Raw genomic sequence first — 22,321 nt, 5'->3', positions numbered from 1 at the left:
CTGCGCACAGGGGGGCGGCGGGGCGGTGCGAGGCCGGTGCCCCTCACGGGTGCGGCACGGTGGCGGCCCCGTGCCGCACCCGCCACCGCGAGGCCACCGGCCGGGAAGGATGGCGGGATCCTGTCACTCCGTTCCGTCACCCGGCAGCACCCACGGGGGAGTTGGTGGCACGATGGAGGCGACGGGGCGTGCGGTGGTGCACGCTTCCGGGCCGGCAAGGCCGACCGACCGAGGGTGTGATCAGACGTGGCTATATCACTGTCTATGGTGCTGCTGTTCGCGGTCATTCTGGTGGTAATGATCCGTGGCGGCTCCATCAAGGCCGGCCCCGCGATCGTCGCCGTGCTCTTCGGCTTCTTCCTGGCGTCGACCGGCATGGCCCCGTCGATCAACAGATTCATGGACTCGCTCGCCGAGACCATCAACCAGATCGGCTTCTGAGGTCCGGACCTTCCGAGGTCCGGACCGGTTTCCGGCGGCGCAACGCGCGAGGGCCGGGCCGGAGGATCATCCTCAGGCCCGGCCCTCGACTGCGTGGAGCGGGCGACGGGAATCGAACCCGCGTAGCTAGTTTGGAAGACTAGGGCTCTACCATTGAGCTACGCCCGCAAGCGTCGCACCGCAGGTCCGTGGACCGCGGCACGAAGAGCATCGTAGCGGGTCGGTGGCGGTGCCCGCACACCCGTTGTGCCGGCCGAAGGACCGGACCTGTCGCCGCGGCCGTCCCGGACCGGTGAGACCGCTCCGTAAAGGCGGATCCCCGGGTCGCCGTGCATGTACCCTACGTGTCGCACCGACGGGGTGTGGCGCAGCTTGGTAGCGCGTCCGCTTTGGGAGCGGAAGGTCGTCGGTTCGAATCCGGCCACCCCGACCACCAGCAAGATCGCATTGTGGGAGTCCTCCCCCTTGCCGTTACTATGCAAAATGCGTGCCCGTGTGTCTGATGTACCGGGCTCGGTCCGCGAAGCCGTCACTCGGCGGCCCAGCAGAACCCCAAGAAGTCAGCCACCAAGGAGACCGAACCGTGAAGAGCGCCGTGGAGACCCTGAACCCGACTCGGGTTCGGCTCAGCATCGAGGTGCCCTTCGAGGAGCTCAAGGACAGCCTCGACGCGGCGTACAAGAAGATCAACCAGCAGGTCACGGTGAAGGGCTTCCGCAAGGGCAAGATCCCCGCCCGGGTCATCGACCAGCGGTTCGGCCGCGGTGCGGTGCTGGAGGAGGCCGTCAACGACGCCCTCCCGAAGTTCTACACCGAGGCGGTCAACGAGGGTGAGCTGAACGTCCTCGGCCAGCCCGAGGTCGACATCACCGAGCTGAAGGACGGCGAACTGCTGGCCTTCACCGCCGAGGTTGACGTACGCCCCGAGATCGAGATCCCGGACTACTCCGGCATCGAGGTCACCGTCGACGCCCTCGAGGTCACCGACGAAGAGGTCGAGAAGGCCGTGGAGCAGCTCCGCGAGCGCTTCGCCTCCACCAACCCGGTCGAGCGCGCCGCCGCCGACGGCGACGTCGTCACGATCGACCTGCAGGCCAAGGTCGACGGCGAGGTCCTGGAGGACGGCGTGGCCGACGGTGTCTCGTACACCATCGGTTCCGGCGAGCTCCTCGACGGCATCGACGAGGCCGTGACCGGCCTGGAGGCCGGCGGCGAGGCCACCTTCACCTCGCAGCTGAAGGGCGGCTCCGCCGAGGGCAAGGACGCGGAGGTCACCGTCAAGGTCACCGCCGTCGCCGCCCGTGAGCTCCCCGAGCTGGACGACGACTTCGCCCAGATGGCCAGCGAGTTCGACACGCTGGAGGAGCTGAAGGCCGACAGCCGCAAGCGCCTGGAGACCACCAAGCAGTACGACCAGGCCACCCAGGCCCAGGAGCGCGTCCTGGAGGAGCTGCTGAAGCTCGCCGAGGTCCCGATCCCGGAGAAGCTGCTCGCGGACGAGGTCCAGACCCGCAAGCACAACCTGGAGCACCACCAGCTCGGTCAGATGGGCCTCGACCTGGAGAAGTACCTCGAAATCCAGGGCAAGACCCTGGAGGAGTTCGAGAACGAGACCTCCGAGCAGGCCGTCAAGGGCATCAAGACCCAGTTCATCCTGGACGAGCTCGTCAACAAGGAGAAGCTGAACGTCAACCAGGAGGAGCTCACCGAGCACCTCATGCGGCGTGCCGCCTCCTCCGGCATGAGCCCCGACCAGTTCGCCCAGGCCGTCGTCGAGGGCGGCCAGGTGCCGATGCTCGTCGGCGAGGTCGCCCGCGGCAAGGCGCTCGCCGTCGTCGTCGAGGCCGCCAAGGTCGTCGACACCAACGGTGAGATCGTCGACCTGGAGGACGACGAGGACGAGGCCGCCGAGGCCACGGAGACGGCCGAGGCCGCCACCGAGGACAAGGCGGACGACAAGGCCGAGGAGAAGAACGAGGCCTGAGCCTCGCTCCGCTCCGCGACAGCCTCGCGCTGATCGTCACGACGGGCCCCGAACGCATCGCGTGTTCGGGGCCCGTCGGCGTAGCGCGCCGGATCGCCGCGCGCCCCCGGAACCCTTGTGCCCACTGCGGACCTTGCGCTCCCAGCGAACAGTTGCGGAAGCGGGATGGCGTTGTCCCACCTGCGCGTTAGGGTCCATGAAGAGGAAGGGTGGAGCAGTGACTTCACCCGCCCGGTACGAAGACGCTGAGACGGCCGGAGCCGTCAGAGACGAGCAGGTGGATACGTGACGAATCTGATGCCCTACGCCGCCGGAGAGCCGTCCCTCGGTGGTGGCCTCGGTGACCAGGTCTACAGCCGACTGCTCGGCGAGCGCATCATCTTCCTCGGCCAGCAGGTCGACGATGACATCGCCAACAAGATCACCGCACAGCTTCTCCTCCTTGCCGCCGACCCGGACAAGGACATCTACCTCTACATCAACAGCCCCGGTGGCTCGGTGACGGCCGGCATGGCGGTCTACGACACCATGCAGTACATCCCGAACGACGTCGTCACCATCGGCATGGGCATGGCCGCCTCCATGGGCCAGTTCCTGCTCACCGGCGGCGCCTCGGGCAAGCGCTTCGCGCTCCCGAACACCGACATCCTCATGCACCAGGGTTCGGCCGGTATCGGCGGCACGGCCTCGGACATCAAGATCCAGGCCGAGTACCTGCTCCGCACCAAGACGCGGATGGCGGAGATCACCGCCCACCACTCCGGCCAGACCGTCGAGACGATCATCCGCGACGGCGACCGCGACCGCTGGTACACGGCGGAGGAGGCCAAGGAGTACGGCCTCATCGACGAGATCATCACGTTCGCGTCGGGCATCCCGGGCGGCGGCGGCACCGGTGCCTGATCCGGTCCCCACCGGACCGTCGGCACCCCTCCCGCACCCTCATCTCGTACGCCGAGACCTCCAGCCCCAGAACGCCACCAGGATGGTGAACACCCACATGAACAACTTCTCCGGCGCCTCCGCGAGCGGCCTCTACACCGGCCCGCAGGTGGACAACCGCTACGTCGTCCCGCGCTTCGTGGAGCGCACCTCGCAGGGTGTGCGCGAGTACGACCCGTACGCGAAGCTCTTCGAGGAGCGCGTGATCTTCCTGGGCGTCCAGATCGACGACGCCTCGGCCAACGACGTGATGGCGCAGCTGCTGTGCCTGGAGTCGATGGACCCCGACCGCGACATCTCGATCTACATCAACAGCCCCGGCGGCTCGTTCACCGCGCTCACCGCGATCTACGACACGATGCAGTTCGTGAAGCCGGACATCCAGACGGTCTGCATGGGCCAGGCGGCCTCCGCCGCCGCCGTCCTGCTCGCCGCGGGCACCCCGGGCAAGCGCATGGCGCTCCCGCACGCCCGGGTGCTCATCCACCAGCCGTCCTCGCAGACGGGCCGCGAGCAGCTCTCCGACCTGGAGATCGCGGCCAACGAGATCCTCCGCATGCGGACGCAGCTGGAGGAGATGCTGGCCCGTCACTCGACGACCCCGCTGGAGAAGATCAGCGAGGACATCGAGCGCGACAAGATCCTGACGGCCGAGGACGCCCTCGCGTACGGTCTGGTCGACCAGATCGTTTCCACCCGCAAGACCACCGCGGGCGCATCGCTCTGACGTCGGTCTTTCCCCTTGGCACATTCCGTTTGCACGACCACGGCCGTGTGAACCGTGCCAAGGGGGGCCCGAACGGGGGCCCAGGCAAGGTACCGTCGGATAGAGGCACCAGGAGCCGCTGAACCAGGCGGCGTCCCAGGCGAAGGGGAAGCACCTCGTGGCACGCATCGGTGATGGCGGCGACCTGCTCAAGTGCTCGTTCTGCGGAAAGAGCCAGAAGCAGGTGAAGAAGCTCATCGCGGGACCCGGTGTGTACATCTGCGACGAGTGCATCGATCTCTGCAACGAGATCATCGAGGAGGAGCTCGCGGAGACGAGCGAGGTGCGCTGGGAAGAGCTTCCCAAGCCCCGCGAGATCTACGAGTTCCTGGAGGGGTACGTCGTCGGGCAGGAGCCCGCGAAGAAGGCCCTCTCGGTCGCGGTGTACAACCACTACAAGCGGGTCCAGGCCGGGGAGAACGGCGGCGGTGCCGGTCGTGAGGACGCGATCGAGCTCGCCAAGTCGAACATCCTCCTGCTGGGCCCCACGGGTTCCGGTAAGACGCTTCTCGCCCAGACGCTGGCCCGCATGCTCAACGTCCCGTTCGCCATCGCGGACGCGACGGCGCTGACGGAGGCCGGCTATGTCGGCGAGGACGTCGAGAACATCCTGCTCAAGCTGATCCAGGCGGCCGACTACGACGTCAAGAAGGCCGAGACCGGGATCATCTACATCGACGAGATCGACAAGGTCGCCCGCAAGAGCGAGAACCCGTCGATCACCCGCGATGTCTCCGGCGAGGGCGTCCAGCAGGCCCTGCTGAAGATCCTGGAGGGCACCACCGCCTCCGTCCCGCCGCAGGGCGGACGCAAGCACCCCCACCAGGAGTTCATCCAGATCGACACGACGAACGTGCTCTTCATCGTGGGCGGCGCGTTCTCCGGCCTGGAGAAGATCATCGAGTCCCGGGCCGGCGCCAAGGGCATCGGCTTCGGCGCCACGATCCGCTCCAAGCTGGAGATCCAGGCGAGCGACCAGTTCCAGGAGGTCATGCCGGAGGACCTGGTGAAGTTCGGGATGATCCCGGAGTTCATCGGCCGTCTCCCCGTGCTGACCTCGGTCCACAACCTGGACCGCGAGGCCCTGCTCCAGATCCTCATCGAGCCGCGCAACGCCCTGGTCAAGCAGTACCAGCGCCTGTTCGAACTCGACGGCGTGGAGCTGGACTTCGAGCGCGAGGCGCTGGAGGCCATCGCCGACCAGGCGATCCTGCGCCAGACCGGCGCGCGCGGTCTGCGGGCGATCATGGAGGAAGTCCTCCAGTCCGTGATGTACGAGGTCCCGTCCCGCAAGGACGTCGCCCGCGTCGTCATCACGCCCGACGTCGTCCGCGACAACGTCAACCCGACGCTGGTCCCGCGCGAGCCGCGCACGATCGGCAAGAACGACGGCGGCCGCCACGAGAAGTCCGCGTAACGGCAGCGCCGTCACGTACGCCGAAGGGGCGCCCACCGGATGAACCGGCGGGCGCCCCTTCGGCGTCGGGCGATCAGATCTTGGTGCGGGAGGCGTTGTAGACCTTGGCGGCGAGGTCGGCCACCTCTTCCTGCGCCGCGCCCTTGCCCGTCAGCGCCGAGGCGACACCGATGCTCGACACGATGCCGACCGTGCTGTAGTCGGCCCAGATGCACACCGGCATGGTGAACTCCTTCGGCCCCTTCGCAGGGGTGCCGTCGGCCTTGTCGTTGACCACCTTGAGGTCTTGGCACTTCATCAGCGCGCCCTCGAAGCCCTCGGGCTTCACTTCCTTGGGGCTGCCCACCAGGGAGGGCTTGCTGCCGCCGCTGCCGTTCCCCTTCATCATGTTCACCTCGGCCTTGGCGAAGGCGCCGTCCAGCGTCTTCGACGGGTCCGAGACCTCTCCCCAGACGCCCTCGAAGATGAGCGCCTTCTGGGCGAGCGGGTTGTCCTGGGAGCCGCTCTTGTACTGGGCCTCCACCTTGTTGGCGTTCTCGACGCCCATGGCCTCGGCCTCTTCCTTGTCCTTGCCGGTGACCGGGCGGGACACGGAGGGCTTGGACGTGTCCTTCTGGAAGTCGTCCACGCTGGCCGGGATGGTCAGCTTGTACCCCTTGGTGGAGTCCGCCACGTCACTGTTGCCGCCGCCGGAGGTCAGGAAGTACACCCCGCCCGCGATGACCGCCAGCGCCACCACGGCGACACCGATGATCAGCCCGGTCTTCTTCTTCGGCTGCGGCGGCTGCTGGCCGTACCCGGGCTGCCCGCCGTACGGCGGCTGGGGCGGCTGCTGGCCGTACGGACCCGGCTGCTGCGCCTGCGGGTAGCCGTAACCCTCCTGCGGCCCCGGGGGCTGCTGGCCGTACGGGTTCGGCTGCTGCGGCGGCACGCCCTGCGGGGCCTGCTGCGGATATCCGTAGCCGGGCTGGCCCTGCGGCTGCGGCGGGGCGCCGTACGGGCCCGGCTGCTGGCCGTACGGTCCGGGCTGGCCCTGCGGCGGCTGCCCACCGTACGGGCCCGGCTGGTTGTAGCTCATTCGCGGTGTCCCCTCAAGAATCCTTATGCGTTGCGAACATCCTGACGGAAGCCGCCCTGACACGGGGGACCGGCCCGGACACCGTTACTGAACCAATCCGTTTCAGTGCAGACCTGTGACGGCCCTAAACTGTCTCCCGTGACCGAGAACTCATCGCAGCAGCCAGCCAGCAACCCCGAACTGCCGACCACGTACGCGCCGGCCGATGTAGAGGGGAAGCTGTACGAGCGCTGGGTAGAGCGTGGTTACTTCGAAGCGGACGAGCACAGCGACAAGCCGCCCTACAGCATCGTCATCCCGCCGCCGAACGTCACCGGCTCCCTCCACCTGGGCCACGCCTTCGAGCACACCCTGATCGACGCCCTCGTCCGCCGCAAGCGGATGCAGGGCTTCGAGGCGCTGTACCAGCCGGGCATGGACCACGCCGGTATCGCCACCCAGAACGTCGTCGAGCGCGAGCTCGGCAAGGAGGGCAAGTCCCGCCACGACCTGGGCCGTGAGGCGTTCGTCGAGCGCGTCTGGCAGTGGAAGAACGAGTCCGGCGGCCAGATCTCCGGCCAGATGCGCCGCCTCGGCGAGGGCGTCGCCTGGTCCCGTGAGCGCTTCACCATGGACGAGGGCCTCTCCAAGGCCGTCCAGACCGTCTTCAAGCAGATGTACGACGACGGGCTGATCTACCGCGCCGAACGCATCATCAACTGGTGCCCCCGCTGCCTCACCGCGATCTCCGACATCGAGGTCGAGTACCAGGAGGACGACGGCGAGCTCGTCTCCATGACGTACGGGGAGGGGGACGAGACCATCGTCGTCGCCACCACCCGCGCCGAGACGATGCTCGGCGACACCGCCGTCGCCGTCCACCCCGACGACGAGCGCTACCAGCACCTGATCGGCAAGCAGATCAAGCTGCCGCTCACCGACCGCACCATCCCCGTCGTCGCCGACCACCACGTCGACCCGGAGTTCGGCACCGGCGCGGTCAAGGTGACCCCCGCCCACGACCCGAACGACTTCGAGATCGGCAACCGCCACAACCTGCCGTTCATCACCGTCCTCGACGAGCGCGCGGTCATCACCGTCCCCGGCCCCTTCGAGGGTCTGGACCGGCTGGAGGCCCGCTCCGCCATCGTCGCCGCCCTGCGCGCCGAGGGCCGGATCGTCGCCGAGAAGCGCCCCTACGTCCACTCCGTCGGGCACTGCTCCCGCTGCAAGACCACCATCGAGCCGCGCCTCTCGCTCCAGTGGTGGGTCAAGGTCGCCCCGCTCGCCGAGGCCGCCGGAGACGCGGTCCGCGACGGCAAGGTCAAGATCCACCCGCAGGAGATGGAGAAGCGGTACTTCGACTGGGTCGACAACCTCCACGACTGGTGCATCTCGCGCCAGCTCTGGTGGGGCCACCGCATCCCCGTCTGGTACGGCCCGAACGGCGAGGTCCTCTGCGTCGGACCGGACGACGAGGCGCCCACCGGCGAGGGCTGGACCCAGGACAACGACGTCCTGGACACCTGGTTCTCCTCCGGCCTGTGGCCCTTCTCCACGCTCGGCTGGCCCGAACGCACCGACAGCCTCGCGAAGTTCTATCCGAACTCGGTCCTGGTCACCGGCTACGACATCCTCTTCTTCTGGGTCGCCCGGATGATGATGTTCGGCCTGTACGTCAACGACGGCGTCCCGCCGTTCGGCACCATCGTCCTGCACGGCATGGTCCGCGACGAGCACGGCAAGAAGATGTCGAAGTCCTTCGGGAACGTCGTCAATCCGCTGGACTGGATGGACAAGTACGGCTCCGACGCGCTGCGCTTCACCCTCGCGCGCGGCGCCAACCCCGGCACCGACGTGCCGATCGGCGAGGACTGGGTCCAGGGCTCGGCGAAGTTCTCCAACAAGATCTGGAACGCCACCCGCTTCGCCCTGATGAACGGCGCCACGATCGAGGGCGAACTGCCCTCGGCCGAGGAGATGTCGGTCACCGACCGCTGGATCCTCTCCCGCCTCAACAAGACGGTCGCGGACGTCGACGCGTTCTACGACGACTTCCAGTTCGCCAAGCTCAGCGAGGCGCTGCGGCACTTCGCCTGGGACGAGGTCTTCGACTGGTACGTCGAGCTCTCCAAGACCACGTTCTTCGCGGGCGGCCGCCCGGCCGAGGTCTCGGGCCGGGTCCTCGGCGAGGTCCTCGACGTGATGCTGCGGCTGCTGCACCCGGTCGTCCCGTTCGTCACGGAGGCGCTGTGGACCGCGCTCACCGGACGCGAGTCGATCGTCATCGCCGAGTGGCCCGCCGACTCCGGCTTCCGCGACGACGCGGCCGAGAAGGAGATCGAGCTGGTCCAGCAGGTCGTCACCGAGGTCCGCCGTTTCCGCAACGACCAGGGCCTCCAGCCCGGCCAGAAGGTCCCGGCCGAGCTGACCCTGACCGGCACGGCGCTCGCCCCGCACGAGGCGGCCATGCGCCAGCTCCTGCGGCTCCAGCCCGCCGGTGACGGCTTCCACGCCACCGCCTCCCTCCCGGTCGCCGGGGCCACCGTCGCCCTGGACCTGTCCGGCACGATCGACGTGGCGGCCGAGCGCAAGCGCCTCACGAAGGACCTGGAGGCCGCACAGAAGGAGAAGGCCCAGGCCACCGGCAAGCTCGGCAACGAGGCCTTCCTCGCCAAGGCCCCGGACAACGTGGTCGACAAGATCCGCGGCCGGCTCGCCAAGGCCGAGGCCGACATCGAGCGCATCGGCGCCCAGCTTGCGGGCCTCCCGCAGAGCTGATCTTCTGCGACACGAAGCCCCCGCACCCCCGACCGACCGGAGGTGCGGGGGCTTCCCCGTACGTCTTGCGGACCGTTCGCCGGGCGCTGCGCGCGATGTCGGCGCCCATCCGTAGACTGGGGCCCGTGAGTGAGCCCCGCCCAGACCGGCACGACGCGTCCGATCCCGACGACACCTTCGAGGAGATCGTCGACGAGGCGACCCAGCGCGACCCCGACCTGGCGGTGATCGAGGCCGGGAGTCGCACGCTGCGCGCCCACTCGGGTCAGCCGCAGGGCGAAGCGGTCCCGGCCCGCCCGGCCGACCCCGAGACCGACAAGGCGCTGCGCGCCGTGGAGCAGGAGCTCGCCGGACGCTGGGGCGAGACCAAGCTGGAGCCCTCCGTCACGCGCATCGCCGCCCTGATGGACGTCCTCGGCGAGCCGCAGCGCGCCTACCCCTCGATCCACATCACGGGGACCAACGGCAAGACCTCCACGGCCCGCATGATCGAGGCCCTGCTCAACGCCTTCGAGCTGCGCACCGGCCGCTACACCTCCCCGCACGTCCAGTCGATCACCGAGCGGATCAGCCTGGACGGTTCGCCGATCGCGGCCGAGCGGTTCATCGAGACGTACGAGGACGTCAAGCCGTACGTCGAGATGGTCGACGCCCAGCAGCCCTACCGGCTCTCCTTCTTCGAGGTCCTCACCGGCATGGCGTACGCCGCCTTCGCCGACGCCCCCGTCGACGTCGCGGTCGTCGAGGTCGGCATGGGCGGCACCTGGGACGCGACGAACGTCATCGACTCCACGGTCGCCGTCGTCACCCCGATCTCGCTGGACCACACCGACCGGCTCGGCACCACGCCCGCCGAGATCGCCGGTGAGAAGGCCGGTGTCATCAAGCCGGGCGCCACGGTCATCCTGGCGCAGCAGCCGGTGGACGCCGCGCAGGTGATGCTGAAGAAGGCCGTCGAGGTGGACGCCACCGTGGCCCGCGAGGGCATGGAGTTCGGCGTCGCCTCCCGCGAGATCGCGGTCGGCGGACAGCTCGTCACCCTGCGGGGCCTGGGCGGGGAGTACGAGGAGATCTTCCTCCCGCTGTACGGCGCCCACCAGGCGCACAACGCGGCCGTCGCGCTCGCCGCCGTCGAGGCGTTCTTCGGGATCGGCGCCGAGCAGGCCCGCTCCCTCGACATCGACGCCATCCGCAAGGCGTTCGCCTCGGTGCTCTCCCCGGGGCGTCTGGAGGTCGTGCGCTCCAGCCCGACCGTCGTCCTGGACGCCGCGCACAACCCCGCCGGGGCCAAGGCGGCGGCGGACGGCATCTCCGAGGCGTTCAGCTTCTCCCGGCTGATCGGCGTGGTCGGCACGAGCGACGACAAGGACGTCCGGGGGCTCCTGGAGGCCTTCGAGCCGATCTTCGCCGAGATCGTCGTCACGCAGAACTCCACCCCGCGCGCGATGGACGCGGACGCGCTGGCCGCGGTCGCCGTCGAGGTCTTCGGCGACGACCGGGTCCAGGTCGAGCCGCGCCTCGACGACGCCCTGGAGGCGGCGATCACGCTGGCCGAGGAGGAGGACGAGTACGCGGGCGCCGGGGTGCTGGTGACCGGGTCCGTGATCACGGTCGGCGAGGCCCGGCTGCTGCTGGGAAGGGGCTGAGAGGGATGCGGACGCTCTGCGCCTCGACGCTCATCGGTGAGTTCTTCGTGATCGGCTTCGCCGGTCTCGTCGCGATGAAGCTGGACGACACCTCCATGACCGCGGTCTGGACGGTGTGCGGCATCGGCATGGCCCTGTCCGTGCTGCTGTGCGGAATGATCACCCGGCCCGGCGGCGTTCAGCTGGGCTGGGCGCTCCAGGTCGCGTTGGTCCTCAGCGGGTTCGTGGTCCCGATGATGTTCATCCTCGGCCTCGCCTTCGGCGGGCTGTGGTGGGCCTCGATCCACTACGGCCGCAAGATCGACGAGGCGAAGGCGCGCTGGGCCGCCCAGCAGGAGGCCGAGGAGGCCACCGCCTAGGCCAGATCGTCACTCGACGACGCCCCGAGGCGCGCGCCGGGTGTCCGACACGCCCGCCCGGCCCCCGGGGCCCGGTGGATTCGGGGCCCGAGGGTGACCCAGGGTGAACCCGGGCGTGGATCCGTTCCCGTACCCCTGTAATCTCGCCTCACCGCACCCGTATGCCTGGCCTTGCAAGGAGCCGTACATGACCCAGCGCACTCTCGTCCTGCTCAAGCCCGACGCGGTCCGCCGTGGCCTGATCGGCGAGATCGTCGGCCGCATCGAGCGCAAGGCGAACTGGCGGATCACCGCCCTGGAGCTGCGCACCCTGGACCACGAGACGCTGGAGCAGCACTACGGCGAGCACAAGGGCCGCCCGTTCTACGAGCCGCTCATGGAGTTCATGGCCTCCGGCCCCGTCGTCGCCCTGGTGGCCGAGGGCGAGCGGGTCATCGAGGGCGTCCGCGCCCTGGCCGGCCCCACCGACCCGATCGCCGCCGCGCCCGGGTCCATCCGCGGTGACTTCGGCACGATCACCCGGGAGAACCTCATCCACGCATCGGACTCGGAGGAGTCCGCAGAGCGAGAACTGAAGCTTTTCTTTCCCGGACTTTCCTGACTCGATCGGCCAAACAGCGCTGTAAGCGAGGGGCGACCGAAGTAATTCGGCCGCCCCTCGGCATAGGGTTCGGTGTCGCGGGAACGCATCCCTCCGACGTAACGTCACCATGGGTAGAACGGGCACCCGTTCCGCTCACAACGGCGAAGGACCCCGCGCTGTGTCCGTGCACACGGCACTACGATGGAAGCCTCCACGCCCGCAGCGCCCAACCTCGCCTACCAGAACAAGCCATCTTCGCTACCTGGGAAGGCCCGACGCATCCTCATGGGGAACAAGGGGAACTCAATGTCGTTCATCGGCCGTGACATGGCTATCGACCTCGGGACTGCCAACACGCTGGTGTACGTCAGGGGGCGCGGCATCGTTCTGAACGAGCCGTCCGTCGTGGCCATCAACACCAACACCGGCGGAATTCTGGCGGTCGGCTCCGAGGCCAAGAAGATGATCGGGCGCACGCCGGGCAACATCGTCGCCGTGCGGCCGCTGAAGGACGGCGTGATCGCCGACTTCGAGATCACCGAGCGGATGCTCCGCTACTTCATCCTCAAGATCCACAAGCGTCGCTACCTCGCCCGCCCCCGGGTCGTGGTCTGCGTTCCCTCCGGTATCACCGGGGTCGAGCGCCGCGCCGTCATCGAGGCGTCCACGCAGGCCGGCGCGCGCCAGGTGCACATCATCGAGGAGCCCATGGCCGCGGCGATCGGCTCCGGTCTGCCGGTCCACGAGGCCACCGGCAACATGGTCGTCGACATCGGCGGCGGTACCACCGAGGTCGCCGTGATCTCGCTCGGCGGAATCGTCACTGCCCAGTCGATCCGGACCGCCGGTGACGAACTGGACAACGCGATCATCCAGCACATCAAGAAGGAGTACTCGCTCCTCCTCGGTGAGCGGACCGCCGAACAGATCAAGATCACCATCGGTTCGGCGTACGACCTGGACAAGGACGAGCACACCGAGATCCGCGGTCGCGACCTGGTCTCCGGCCTCCCCAAGACGGTCGTCATCTCGGCCGCCGAGGTCCGCAAGGCCATCGAGGAGCCGGTCAACGCGATCGTCGACGCCGTGAAGACGACGCTCGACAAGTGCCCGCCCGAGCTGTCCGGCGACGTCATGGACCGCGGCATCGTCCTCACCGGCGGCGGCGCGCTGCTGCGCGGTCTGGACGAACGGCTGCGCCACGAGACGGGCATGCCGATCCACATCGCCGAGGACCCCCTGGACTCGGTGGCGCTCGGCTCCGGCAAGTGCGTCGAGGAGTTCGAGGCGCTCCAGCAGGTGCTGGACGCCCAGCCCCGTCGTTAGCCACAGCGCGGTTTCCGCGGGACACACCCGATCCGGCGAGCGGACGCACCCGCTCCGGTCGCCGGATCGTTGATATAGATCGTTGCTGTACACGTACTGGAGCGGGGACACCTCCGACCGGTACCCCGTACGGAGACGTACACAGGCACGAACATTCCGACGAGGAAGGCACGGCCGCCGCACGTGAGGGACACACGAGAGAGCCGGCTGCTCCTGGTGCTCTTGATCGCCATCGCATTCGCCCTGATCACGGTGGATATCCGAGGCGGCGAGGGGTCACCGGTCGACGGCGCGCGGCAGGCCGCGGCCACCGTCTTCGGACCGGTCGAGAACGGCGTCGCGGCAGCGGTCGACCCGGTGGGCAACGCCATAGGGGCGGTCAGGGACTCCGGCAACCGGCACGACCGGATCGCCACCCTGGAGAAGGAGAACGCGGCGCTGAAGGCCAAGCTCGGCAGCGACGACCGCACCAACAGCCGGGTCCGCCAGCTCGACGCCCTGCTGAAGAACGCCGGCGCCGGACAGTACGGCATCAAGGGCGCCGAGGTCATCGCCATAGGAGCGGCCCAGGGCTTCTCCTGGACGGTCACCATCGACGCCGGCTCCAACGACGGCATCCGCCGCGACATGACCGTCCTCAACGGGGAAGGGCTGGTCGGCCGGGTTACCACCGTCGGCCCCAGCACCGCGACGGTCCTGCTCGCCAACGACCCCGACTTCACCGTCGGCACCCGGATGGAGAAGACCGACGAGCTCGGCTTCGCCACCGGCCAGGGCTCGCGCCCGCTGTCGGTGCAGTTCCTCAACGGCAAGGCCAAGGTGAAGGCCGGCGACCGGCTGGTCACCTTCGGCTCCAGCAAGGACAAGCCCTTCGTGCCCGGCGTCCCGGTCGGCGAGGTCGTCCGCGTCGACCCGTCCGGCGGCGCACTGACCCGGACGGTCTACGTGAAGCCGTACGTCGGTTTCACCAAGCTCGACATCGTCGGCGTCGTCGTGCAGGCCCCCCGCCAGGACCCGCGCGACACGGTCCTGCCCAAGCAGCCCGTCAAGACGAAGCCGAAGCCGACCCCCACGGTCACCGTCACGGTCCAGCCCAACGGCGACCTGGTGGACGGCTCCGGCAAGGTCGTCGGCAACATCAACGAGAAGCCGGGCGACGGCGACGCCGCCGGTGACGCGGCAGGCAACCAGCAGGGCAACGCCCAGCAACCCGACGACCAGGGGCAGGGCTGATCCCCATGCGCATCAACCGGACTCTGCTCTCCACCGCCCTGGTCGTGGTCGCCCTGGTCATCCAGGTCTCCGTCCTCGCCCGCCTCCAGCTCCCCGGCGCCGTCCCGGACCTGCTGCTCCTCACGGTCCTCGGCCTCGCCTTCGTGTACGGGCCGGTCAGTGGCTCCCTCATCGGCTTCGGCGCGGGCCTCCTCGCGGACCTCGCGCCGCCCGCCGACCACGCCGCGGGCCGCTACGCCCTGGTGCTCTGCGTCATCGGCTACCTCGCGGGCCTGGCCCGGCCGGAGAACGGGCAGCTGAAGTCGGCCTTCGCCCCGATGGCCGTGGTCGTCGCCGCCGCGATCGGCTCGACCCTGCTGTACGCGGGCGTCGGCGCGCTCGTCGGCGACACCGCCGCCCGCCATGTGGGCCTGGGCAGCCTGCTGTTCACGGCCGCGGTCTACGACCTGCTGCTGGCCCCCTTCACGGTGCCGCTCATCATGGCGCTCGCCAGACGCACCGAGAACGACCCGCTCGCCGAGGCGTCCTCCGGCTCCAACGACGTCGCCGCCGGCTGGCTCGCCTCGGGCACCGGTCTGCGGATCGGCAACCAGCGCGGTGGGCTGCGGGCCAAGGCAGCCCGCAACCGGGCCGCCCGCGCGGGCCGGATCAAGGGGGTCAAGCGCCTGTGAAGCCGTACGTCACCGAGGGGCCCGGGGGCATCGCGTGAGGCTGTATCTCCCGGCGAACGACCCCCGCACCCCCAGCCGGACCACCACCGGGGGCACCCAGTGAGCAACATTCCCGAGACCGGGCGGACCCAGCGGGTCCAGATCCGGCTCATCGTCATCCAGGTCCTCGTCTTCTCCCTGCTGCTCACCCTCGGCGGACGCCTCTGGTACCTCCAGATCCGCAACGGTGACGAGTACACCGCCGAAGCCGCGGGCAACGGCGTCCAGCAGGTCGTCCAGCCCGCCGTGCGCGGCTCGATCCTCGACGCCCGCGGCGTACCGCTCGCCGACAACGAGACCCGCCTCGTCGTCTCCGCCAGCCGCACCGAGCTGCTGAAGATGAAGGACGACGGCGTCGGCGTCCTCACCCGGCTCGCCGAGGTCCTGGACATGAAGCCGAAGGACGTCCGCGACAAGGTCCGCCTCTGCGACTCCAAGACCCCCCAGCCCTGCTGGAACGGCTCGCCCTACCAGCCGATCCCGGTCACCGACGAGGCCACCACCCAGCAGGCCCTCCAGATCCGTGAGCGCGCCGAGGACTTCCCCGGCATCACCGCCGAACCCACCGCCGTACGCCGCTATGCCGCCCCCGGCAAGGCGAAGACCGCGCAGGTGCTCGGCTATCTGTCGCCGGTCACCGACGACGAGATCAAGCAGGCGCAGGACGGTCCGTCGCCCTACCTCCGTTCCGACCAGGTCGGCCGGTCCGGGATCGAGCGCACCTACGACAAGGAGCTGCGCGGCAAGGCGGGCGTCACGCGCTACGAGGTCGACAACCTCGGCCGCGTCATGGGCGAGGCGGAGAACGACCCGGCGGTGGCCGGCTCCACCCTCGTCACCAGCCTCGACGCCCGCGTCCAGGCGGTCGCCGAATACGAGCTCGCCGCCGCGATGAAGCGGGTCCGGGGCGAGACCGACAAGATCACCGGCCGGAAGTACGAGGCCGACTCCGGGGCCGTCGTCGTCATGGAGTCGAAGACCGGCCGGGTCGTGGCGATGGCCTCCCAGCCCGACTACGACCCCAACGCCTGGGTCGGCGGCATCTCCGGCAAGGAGTACGCCAAGCTCACCAGCAAGAAGTCCAACTACCCGCTGCTCAACCGGGCCATCCAGGGCCAGGCCCCGGCCGGCTCGATCTTCAAGGTGGTCTCGGCCAGCGCCGCCGTGCGCGCCGGTCACGACTTCAACGACCTCTACCAGTGCAGCAGCTCCTACAGCCTGGGCAACCAGACCTTCGCGAACTTCGAGTCCCAGGGCCACGGCCCGATCACCCTCGGCGACGCGCTCAAGTACTCCTGCAACACCGTCTTCTACCGCCTCGGCCACGAGGAGTGGGTCAAGGACGGCGGCATAAAGCCCAAGAAGGACGCCAAGAACTGGTTCTACACGACCGCCCGTGACTTCGGGCTCGGCTCCGAGACCGGCATCGACCTGCCCAACGAGGTCAAGGGCCGCATCCCGGACCGCCAGTGGAAGCAGGACTTCTGGGAGGCCAACAAGGACGCCTGGTGCAAGGAGGGCAAGAAGGGCGGCACCTACGTCCAGCAGATCGCGTACGAGAGCTGCCTCGAAGGCAACCAGCTCAAGGCCTACGACAGCATCAACTACTCGATCGGGCAGGGCGACGTCCTCGTCACGCCCATCCAGATGGCCACCGCCTACGCCGCCATCAGCAACGGCGGCACCCTCCACGAGCCCACCGTCGGCAAGGCCGTGATCAGCCCCGACGGCAAGACCGTCCAGGAGATCAAGCCCAAGGCCAGCGGGAAGCTCCCGGTCAGCGCCCAGACCATCAAGGACCTGGACAAGGGGCTGCGTTCGGTGGTCGAGCCGGGCGGCACCGCCGCCTGGCGGTTCGGCGGCTGGCCGCAGGACAAGATCCCGATGCGCGCCAAGACCGGCACCGCCCAGGTGTACGGCAAGCAGACCACCGGCTGGTTCGCGACCTACACCGACGACTACACCATCGTCATGACGATCTCCCAGGGCGGCACCGGCTCCGGCTCCTCCGGCCCCGCCGTCCGCAAGATCTACGACGCTCTCTACGGCCTCGACTCCGCCGGCAACCAGGACCTGAAGCGGGCCCTGCTGCCCGAGCCGCAGAAGGCGCTGCCGAAGATCCAGCCCGACGGCTCGATCCACGCGCCGAAGGTCAAGCCCTACGACCCCACTCCGGTCACGCCCGAGGAGCAGCCGGGAGGACAGGAACCCCAGTTGCCCCTGCCGCCCGGAGGCCAGCCCGGACTCACCGGATCACCCGCGTCCACGGGGAGGCAGCCGTAATGGCAGGTGGATTCTCCGTCTCCCGGTACGGACCCGACGAGGGCCCCTGGGCCAAGCTGACGGCCCGCGACTCCCTCGTACGGCGGCTGGACTGGCCGCTGCTCGGGGCCGCGCTCGTGCTCTCGTTCCTCGGCTCGCTCCTCGTGTGGTCCGCGACCCGCAACCGCGACCACCTCACCCAGGGCGACCCGTACTTCTTCCTCCTGCGGCATGCCCTCAACACCGGCATCGGCCTCGCCCTGATGATCGGCACGATCTGGCTCGGCCACCGCACCCTGCGCGGAGCCGTCCCGGTCCTCTACGGCATCTCCGTGCTGCTGGTCCTCGCGGTCCTCACCCCGCTAGGCACCACGGTCAACGGGGCCCACGCCTGGATCAAGCTGCCCGCCGGATTCTCGATCCAGCCCTCCGAGTTCACCAAGATCACCATCATTCTGGTGATGGCGATGCTGCTGGCCGCCCGCGTCGACGCGGGCGACCAGGCCCACCCCGACCACCGCACCGTCGCCAAGGCGCTGGGCCTCGCCGCGATCCCGATGGCCATCGTCATGCTGATGCCGGACCTCGGCTCGGTGATGGTCATGGCCGTCATCGTCCTCGGCGTCCTGCTGGCCTCCGGCGCCTCCAACCGCTGGGTCCTCGGCCTCATCGGCGCGGGTGCCGGCGGTGCCGTCGCCGTCTGGCAGCTCGGTCTGCTCGACGACTACCAGATCGCCCGGTTCGCCGCCTTCGCCAACCCCGCGCTCGACCCGGCGGGCGTCGGCTACAACACCAACCAGGCCCGCATCGCGATCGGCTCCGGCGGCCTCACCGGCACCGGGCTCTTCGAGGGCACCCAGACCACCGGCCAGTTCGTGCCCGAGCAGCAGACCGACTTCGTCTTCACCGTCGCCGGCGAGGAGCTGGGCTTTCTGGGCGCGGGGCTGATCATCCTGCTCCTGGGCGTCGTCCTGTGGCGCGCCTGCCGGATCGCCCGCGAGACCACCGAGCTGTACGGCACGGTCGTCGCCGCCGGGATCATCGCCTGGTTCGCCTTCCAGTCCTTCGAGAACATCGGGATGACGCTCGGCATCATGCCGGTCGCCGGACTGCCGCTGCCCTTCGTCTCCTACGGAGGATCGTCGATGTTCGCCGTCTGGGTGGCGGTCGGCCTGCTCCAGTCCATCAGGGTGCAACGGCCGCTGTCCGCCTGAACCCGCGCGGTCGGGGTAGGTGTCCGTACATGGCGGACACCAAACGCGAGATCGAGCGGAAGTACGAGGCCACCGAGGACACCCGGCTGCCCGACCTGACGCGGGCGGCCGGGGTCGACCGGAGCGTCCACCGGGGACTGACCGAGCTGGACGCCGTCTACCACGACACCGCCGACCTCCGCCTCGCCGCCGGCTCCCTCACCCTGCGCCGCAGGACCGGCGGGTCCGACGAGGGCTGGCACCTGAAGTTCCCCGTCGCGGTCGGCATCCGGGACGAGCTGCGCGAACCGCTCTCCGACGACCTGCCGCGCCCGCTCGCCGCCCTGCTGCGCTCCCGGGTCCGGGACGCGGAGATCGTCCCCGTTGTCCGGCTGCGCTCCGCCCGGGACGTCCACCACCTGCTGGCCGCCGACGGCTCCCTCCTCGCCGAGGTCAGCGTCGACCGGGTACACGCCGAGCGGCTCACGGGGGAGGGGAGCCCTCCGACCGCCGCCTGGACCGAGATCGAGGTCGAGCTGGCCGACGACGGCGACCCGGCCGTCCTGGACGCCGTGGAGAAGCGGCTGCGCAAGGCCGGGATCCGTCCCGCGCACTCGGCGTCCAAGCTGGCCCGGGCGCTGGCGGAGACGGCCTTGGAACGGGACGGCGAGAAGCCGGAGGAGGAGGTGCCGCACACCGCCGGCGACCACGTCCTCGCCTACGTACGCAAGCAGATCGCCACGATCGTCCGCCTCGATCCCGCCGTCCGCCGGGACCTTCCCGACTCCGTGCACAAGATGCGCGTCGCCACCCGCCGACTGCGCAGCACCTTCAAGACCCACCGCAAGATCCTCGCCCGCGAGGTCACCGACCCGCTCGGCGCGGAGCTCAAGTGGCTCGCCGCCGAACTGGGCCTCGACCGCGACCAGGAGGTCCTGGACGAGCGCATCGGCGCCCGCGTCGAGGCCCTGCCCGCCGCCCTGACCCTCGGCCCGGTGCGCGGCCGGCTCCGCGCCTGGTCGGCCGCCCGCCGCACCGGATCGCGCCGCAGGATCATCGACGTACTCGACGGGCAGCGCTATCTGGACCTCCTGGAGGCCCTCGACGCGCTGGTCGCCGACCCGCCCCTGCGCCCCGCCGCCCGCAAGGCACCGGGCAAGGCCCTGCCCCGGGCGGTGCTCAAGGACTACGAGAAGCTCGCGCGCCGCATGGACCACGCCCTGGAGCACCCGCCGGGCCCCGAGCGGGACACCGCGATGCACGAGGCCCGCAAGGCAGCCAAGCGCGCCCGGTACGCGGGCGAGTCGGCCCGCCCCGCGCTCGGCAAGCCCGCCAAGCGGTTCGCCAAGAGGGTGAAGGCCGTGCAGTCCGTCCTCGGCGACCACCAGGACAGCGTCGTCGCCCGCGAGGCCCTGCGCACCCTCGCGATCCAGGCGCACGCGGCCGGGGAGACCGCGTTCACCTGGGGACTTCTGTACGGGCAGGAGGAGGCCGCCGCCGAGGCGCGGGAGCGTGAGCTGCCCGAGGTCTGGGCCCGCGCGTCGGACCCCGGACTGCGGGCGGATCTGAAGCACTGAGACGCGGGGTACGCTTGATGGTCACCCCTGCCGGCTCACGAAGGTTCGCGAGATGTCTGCCGCATCGGTCTTCCCACAGCTCGAAGCTCTGCTCCCGCATGTGCAGAAGCCCATCCAGTACGTCGGCGGTGAGCTGAACTCCACCGTCAAGGACTGGGACAGCTGCGACGTCCGCTGGACCCTGATGTACCCCGACGCCTACGAGGTCGGGCTGCCCAACCAGGGCGTCATGATCCTCTACGAGGTACTGAACGAGCGCGACGGCGTCCTCGCCGAGCGCACGTACAGCGTCTGGCCGGACCTCGAAGAGCTGATGCGCGAGCACGACGTGCCGCAGTTCACCGTGGACAGCCACCGCCCCGTCGGCGCGTTCGACGTCTTCGGTCTCAGCTTCTCCACCGAGCTCGGCTACACCAACATGCTCACCGCTCTGGACCTGGCGGGCATCCCGCTGGAGTCCAAGGACCGCACGGTGGACCACCCGATCGTCCTCGCGGGCGGCCACGCGGCCTTCAACCCCGAGCCGATCGCGGACTTCATCGACTGCGCGGTCATCGGCGACGGCGAGCAGGCCGTCCTGGAGATCACCGAGATCATCCGCGCCTGGAAGGCCGAGGGCCGGCCCGGCGGCCGTGACGAGGTGCTCTTCCGGCTCTCGAAGACCGGCGGTGTCTACGTCCCGCGCTTCTACGACGTCGAGTACCTCCCCGACGGCCGCATCAGCCGCGTCGTGCCCAACCGCTCCGGCGTGCCGTGGCGGGTCTCCAAGCACACGGTGATGGACCTCGACGAGTGGCCCTACCCCAAGCAGCCCCTCGTCCCGCTCGCGGAGACCGTGCACGAGCGGATGTCCGTGGAGATCTTCCGCGGCTGCACCCGCGGCTGCCGTTTCTGCCAGGCCGGCATGATCACGCGCCCCGTGCGGGAGCGAAGCATCACCGGCATCGGCGAAATGGTCGACAAGGGTCTCAAGGCGACCGGCTTCGAGGAGGTCGGCCTCCTCTCGCTCTCCTCCGCCGACCACAGCGAGATCGGCGACATCGCCAAGGGCCTCGCCGACCGCTACACCGACGACAAGATCGGCCTCTCGCTGCCCTCCACCCGCGTCGACGCGTTCAACGTGGACCTGGCCAACGAGCTGACCCGCAACGGACGCCGCTCCGGCCTCACCTTCGCCCCCGAGGGCGGCTCCGAGCGGATGCGCAAGGTCATCAACAAGATGGTCTCGGAGGAGGACCTGATCCGCACGGTCGCCACCGCGTACGGCAACGGCTGGCGTCAGGTGAAGCTGTACTTCATGTGCGGCCTGCCCACCGAGACCGACGAGGACGTCCTCCAGATCGGCGACATGGCGGTCAACGTCATCGCCAAGGGCCGCGAGGTCTCCGGCCAGAACGACATCCGCTGCACCGTCTCCATCGGCGGGTTCGTGCCCAAGCCGCACACCCCCTTCCAGTGGGCCCCGCAGCTCAGCGCCGAGGACACCGACGCCCGGCTGAAGAAGCTCCGCGACAAGATCCGGGGCGACAAGAAGTACGGCCGTTCCATCGGCTTCCGCTACCACGACGGCAAGCCCGGCATCGTCGAGGGCCTGCTCTCGCGCGGCGACCGCCGTGTCGGTTCCGTCATCCGCGCGGTCTACGAGGCCGGCGGCCGCTTCGACGGCTGGCGCGAGCACTTCAGCTACGACCTCTGGATGAACTGCGCCGAGAAGACGCTCCCCGAGTTCGGCGTCGACGTCGACTGGTACACCACCCGCGAGCGCACCTACGAGGAGGTTCTGCCCTGGGACCACCTCGACTCCGGTCTGGACAAGGACTGGCTCTGGGAGGACTGGCAGGACGCGCTCGACGAGACCGAGGTCGAGGACTGCCGCTGGACCCCCTGCTTCGACTGCGGCGTCTGCCCGCAGCTCGACCTGGACATCCAGATCGGCCCCACCGGCAAGAAGCTCCTGCCGCTGAGCGTCGTGAACAAGTAGCGCCCTCCGGCGGCGCCCTGATGCGAAGACCCGGTCCCGGCAACTGCGGACCGGGTCTTCGCG

17 protein-coding genes and 2 tRNA genes are annotated in these 22,321 nt (G+C 69.4%); 17 read left to right on the top strand and 2 right to left on the bottom strand.

The features are described 5' to 3' along the window. The first annotated feature begins 246 nt into the window (after window positions 1–246). Window positions 247–441 carry a hypothetical protein gene (locus IE145_RS18760; protein WP_189526362.1) on the top strand — a complete coding sequence of 65 codons (195 nt, stop codon included), beginning with the start codon at window positions 247–249 and terminating at the stop codon, window positions 439–441. 94 nt (window positions 442–535) lie between these two features. Here IE145_RS18760 and IE145_RS18755 read toward each other — a convergent pair. Then, a tRNA-Gly gene (locus IE145_RS18755) sits at window positions 536–609 on the bottom strand. A gap of 188 nt (window positions 610–797) precedes the next feature. Here IE145_RS18755 and IE145_RS18750 point away from each other — a divergent pair. The 5 genes from IE145_RS18750 to clpX all read left to right on the top strand — a co-directional run bounded on the left by IE145_RS18750 (window position 798) and on the right by clpX (window position 5,550). Continuing rightward, window positions 798–874, top strand: a tRNA-Pro gene (locus IE145_RS18750). A 150-nt stretch (window positions 875–1,024) separates the two neighbouring features. Continuing rightward, window positions 1,025–2,425, top strand: coding sequence for a trigger factor (gene tig, locus IE145_RS18745; RefSeq protein WP_189526360.1), 1,401 nt, complete (start codon window positions 1,025–1,027; stop codon window positions 2,423–2,425). Window positions 2,426–2,722: 297 nt separating this feature from the next. After that, entirely contained in the window at window positions 2,723–3,328 is a 606-nt protein-coding gene (locus tag IE145_RS18740) for an ATP-dependent Clp protease proteolytic subunit (RefSeq protein ID WP_048858618.1), read from the top strand. 82 nt (window positions 3,329–3,410) lie between these two features. Then, on the top strand, window positions 3,411–4,094 hold the full coding sequence (locus tag IE145_RS18735) for an ATP-dependent Clp protease proteolytic subunit (RefSeq protein ID WP_006124415.1): 684 nt from the start codon (window positions 3,411–3,413) through the stop codon (window positions 4,092–4,094). Window positions 4,095–4,251: 157 nt separating this feature from the next. Further along, window positions 4,252–5,550, top strand: a complete 1,299-nt coding sequence (clpX, locus tag IE145_RS18730) for an ATP-dependent Clp protease ATP-binding subunit ClpX (protein ID WP_006124414.1) — start codon at window positions 4,252–4,254, stop codon at window positions 5,548–5,550. A 73-nt stretch (window positions 5,551–5,623) separates the two neighbouring features. Here the strand turns inward: clpX and IE145_RS18725 are convergent, their stop codons facing one another. After that, window positions 5,624–6,628, bottom strand: coding sequence for a hypothetical protein (locus tag IE145_RS18725; RefSeq protein WP_189526358.1), 1,005 nt, complete (start codon window positions 6,626–6,628; stop codon window positions 5,624–5,626). Between the two features lie 138 nt (window positions 6,629–6,766). Here IE145_RS18725 and IE145_RS18720 point away from each other — a divergent pair, with 138 nt between their 5' ends. The 11 genes from IE145_RS18720 to IE145_RS18670 all read left to right on the top strand — a co-directional run bounded on the left by IE145_RS18720 (window position 6,767) and on the right by IE145_RS18670 (window position 22,258). After that, window positions 6,767–9,388 carry a valine--tRNA ligase gene (locus tag IE145_RS18720; protein ID WP_189526357.1) on the top strand — a complete coding sequence of 874 codons (2,622 nt, stop codon included), beginning with the start codon at window positions 6,767–6,769 and terminating at the stop codon, window positions 9,386–9,388. A 125-nt stretch (window positions 9,389–9,513) separates the two neighbouring features. Further along, window positions 9,514–11,034, top strand: a complete 1,521-nt coding sequence (gene folC, locus IE145_RS18715; protein WP_189526355.1) for a bifunctional tetrahydrofolate synthase/dihydrofolate synthase — start codon at window positions 9,514–9,516, stop codon at window positions 11,032–11,034. Window positions 11,035–11,039: 5 nt separating this feature from the next. Continuing rightward, a complete protein-coding gene (locus IE145_RS18710) occupies window positions 11,040–11,393 on the top strand; it encodes a DUF4233 domain-containing protein (protein ID WP_189526353.1) in 354 nt (117 codons plus the stop codon). Window positions 11,394–11,580: 187 nt separating this feature from the next. Beyond that, on the top strand, window positions 11,581–11,994 hold the full coding sequence (ndk, locus tag IE145_RS18705; RefSeq protein WP_006124409.1) for a nucleoside-diphosphate kinase: 414 nt from the start codon (window positions 11,581–11,583) through the stop codon (window positions 11,992–11,994). A 288-nt stretch (window positions 11,995–12,282) separates the two neighbouring features. Next, window positions 12,283–13,302 carry a rod shape-determining protein gene (locus IE145_RS18700; RefSeq protein ID WP_006124407.1) on the top strand — a complete coding sequence of 340 codons (1,020 nt, stop codon included), beginning with the start codon at window positions 12,283–12,285 and terminating at the stop codon, window positions 13,300–13,302. A 183-nt stretch (window positions 13,303–13,485) separates the two neighbouring features. Beyond that, window positions 13,486–14,535 carry a rod shape-determining protein MreC gene (gene mreC, locus IE145_RS18695; RefSeq protein ID WP_189526351.1) on the top strand — a complete coding sequence of 350 codons (1,050 nt, stop codon included), beginning with the start codon at window positions 13,486–13,488 and terminating at the stop codon, window positions 14,533–14,535. 5 nt (window positions 14,536–14,540) lie between these two features. Continuing rightward, complete coding sequence (gene mreD / locus IE145_RS18690; protein WP_189526350.1) at window positions 14,541–15,206, top strand: rod shape-determining protein MreD; 666 nt, start codon at window positions 14,541–14,543, stop codon at window positions 15,204–15,206. Window positions 15,207–15,305: 99 nt separating this feature from the next. Further along, complete coding sequence (gene mrdA / locus IE145_RS18685; protein WP_175467033.1) at window positions 15,306–17,528, top strand: penicillin-binding protein 2; 2,223 nt, start codon at window positions 15,306–15,308, stop codon at window positions 17,526–17,528. After that, window positions 17,528–18,721 (top strand): rod shape-determining protein RodA, encoded by a 1,194-nt coding sequence (rodA, locus tag IE145_RS18680; RefSeq protein ID WP_189526348.1) that lies wholly within the window; start codon window positions 17,528–17,530, stop codon window positions 18,719–18,721. Before mrdA ends, rodA begins: the two co-directional genes overlap by 1 nt. Window positions 18,722–18,750: 29 nt before the next feature. After that, a complete protein-coding gene (locus IE145_RS18675; RefSeq protein ID WP_189526346.1) occupies window positions 18,751–20,277 on the top strand; it encodes a CYTH and CHAD domain-containing protein in 1,527 nt (508 codons plus the stop codon). A gap of 52 nt (window positions 20,278–20,329) precedes the next feature. Further along, on the top strand, window positions 20,330–22,258 hold the full coding sequence (locus tag IE145_RS18670; protein ID WP_189526344.1) for a TIGR03960 family B12-binding radical SAM protein: 1,929 nt from the start codon (window positions 20,330–20,332) through the stop codon (window positions 22,256–22,258). The last annotated feature ends 63 nt before the right edge of the window (window positions 22,259–22,321 follow it).

Source organism: Streptomyces sindenensis (assembly GCF_014649035.1).
GTDB lineage: Bacteria > Actinomycetota > Actinomycetes > Streptomycetales > Streptomycetaceae > Streptomyces > Streptomyces sindenensis.
This window is presented reverse-complemented; position numbering and strand designations above follow the sequence as displayed.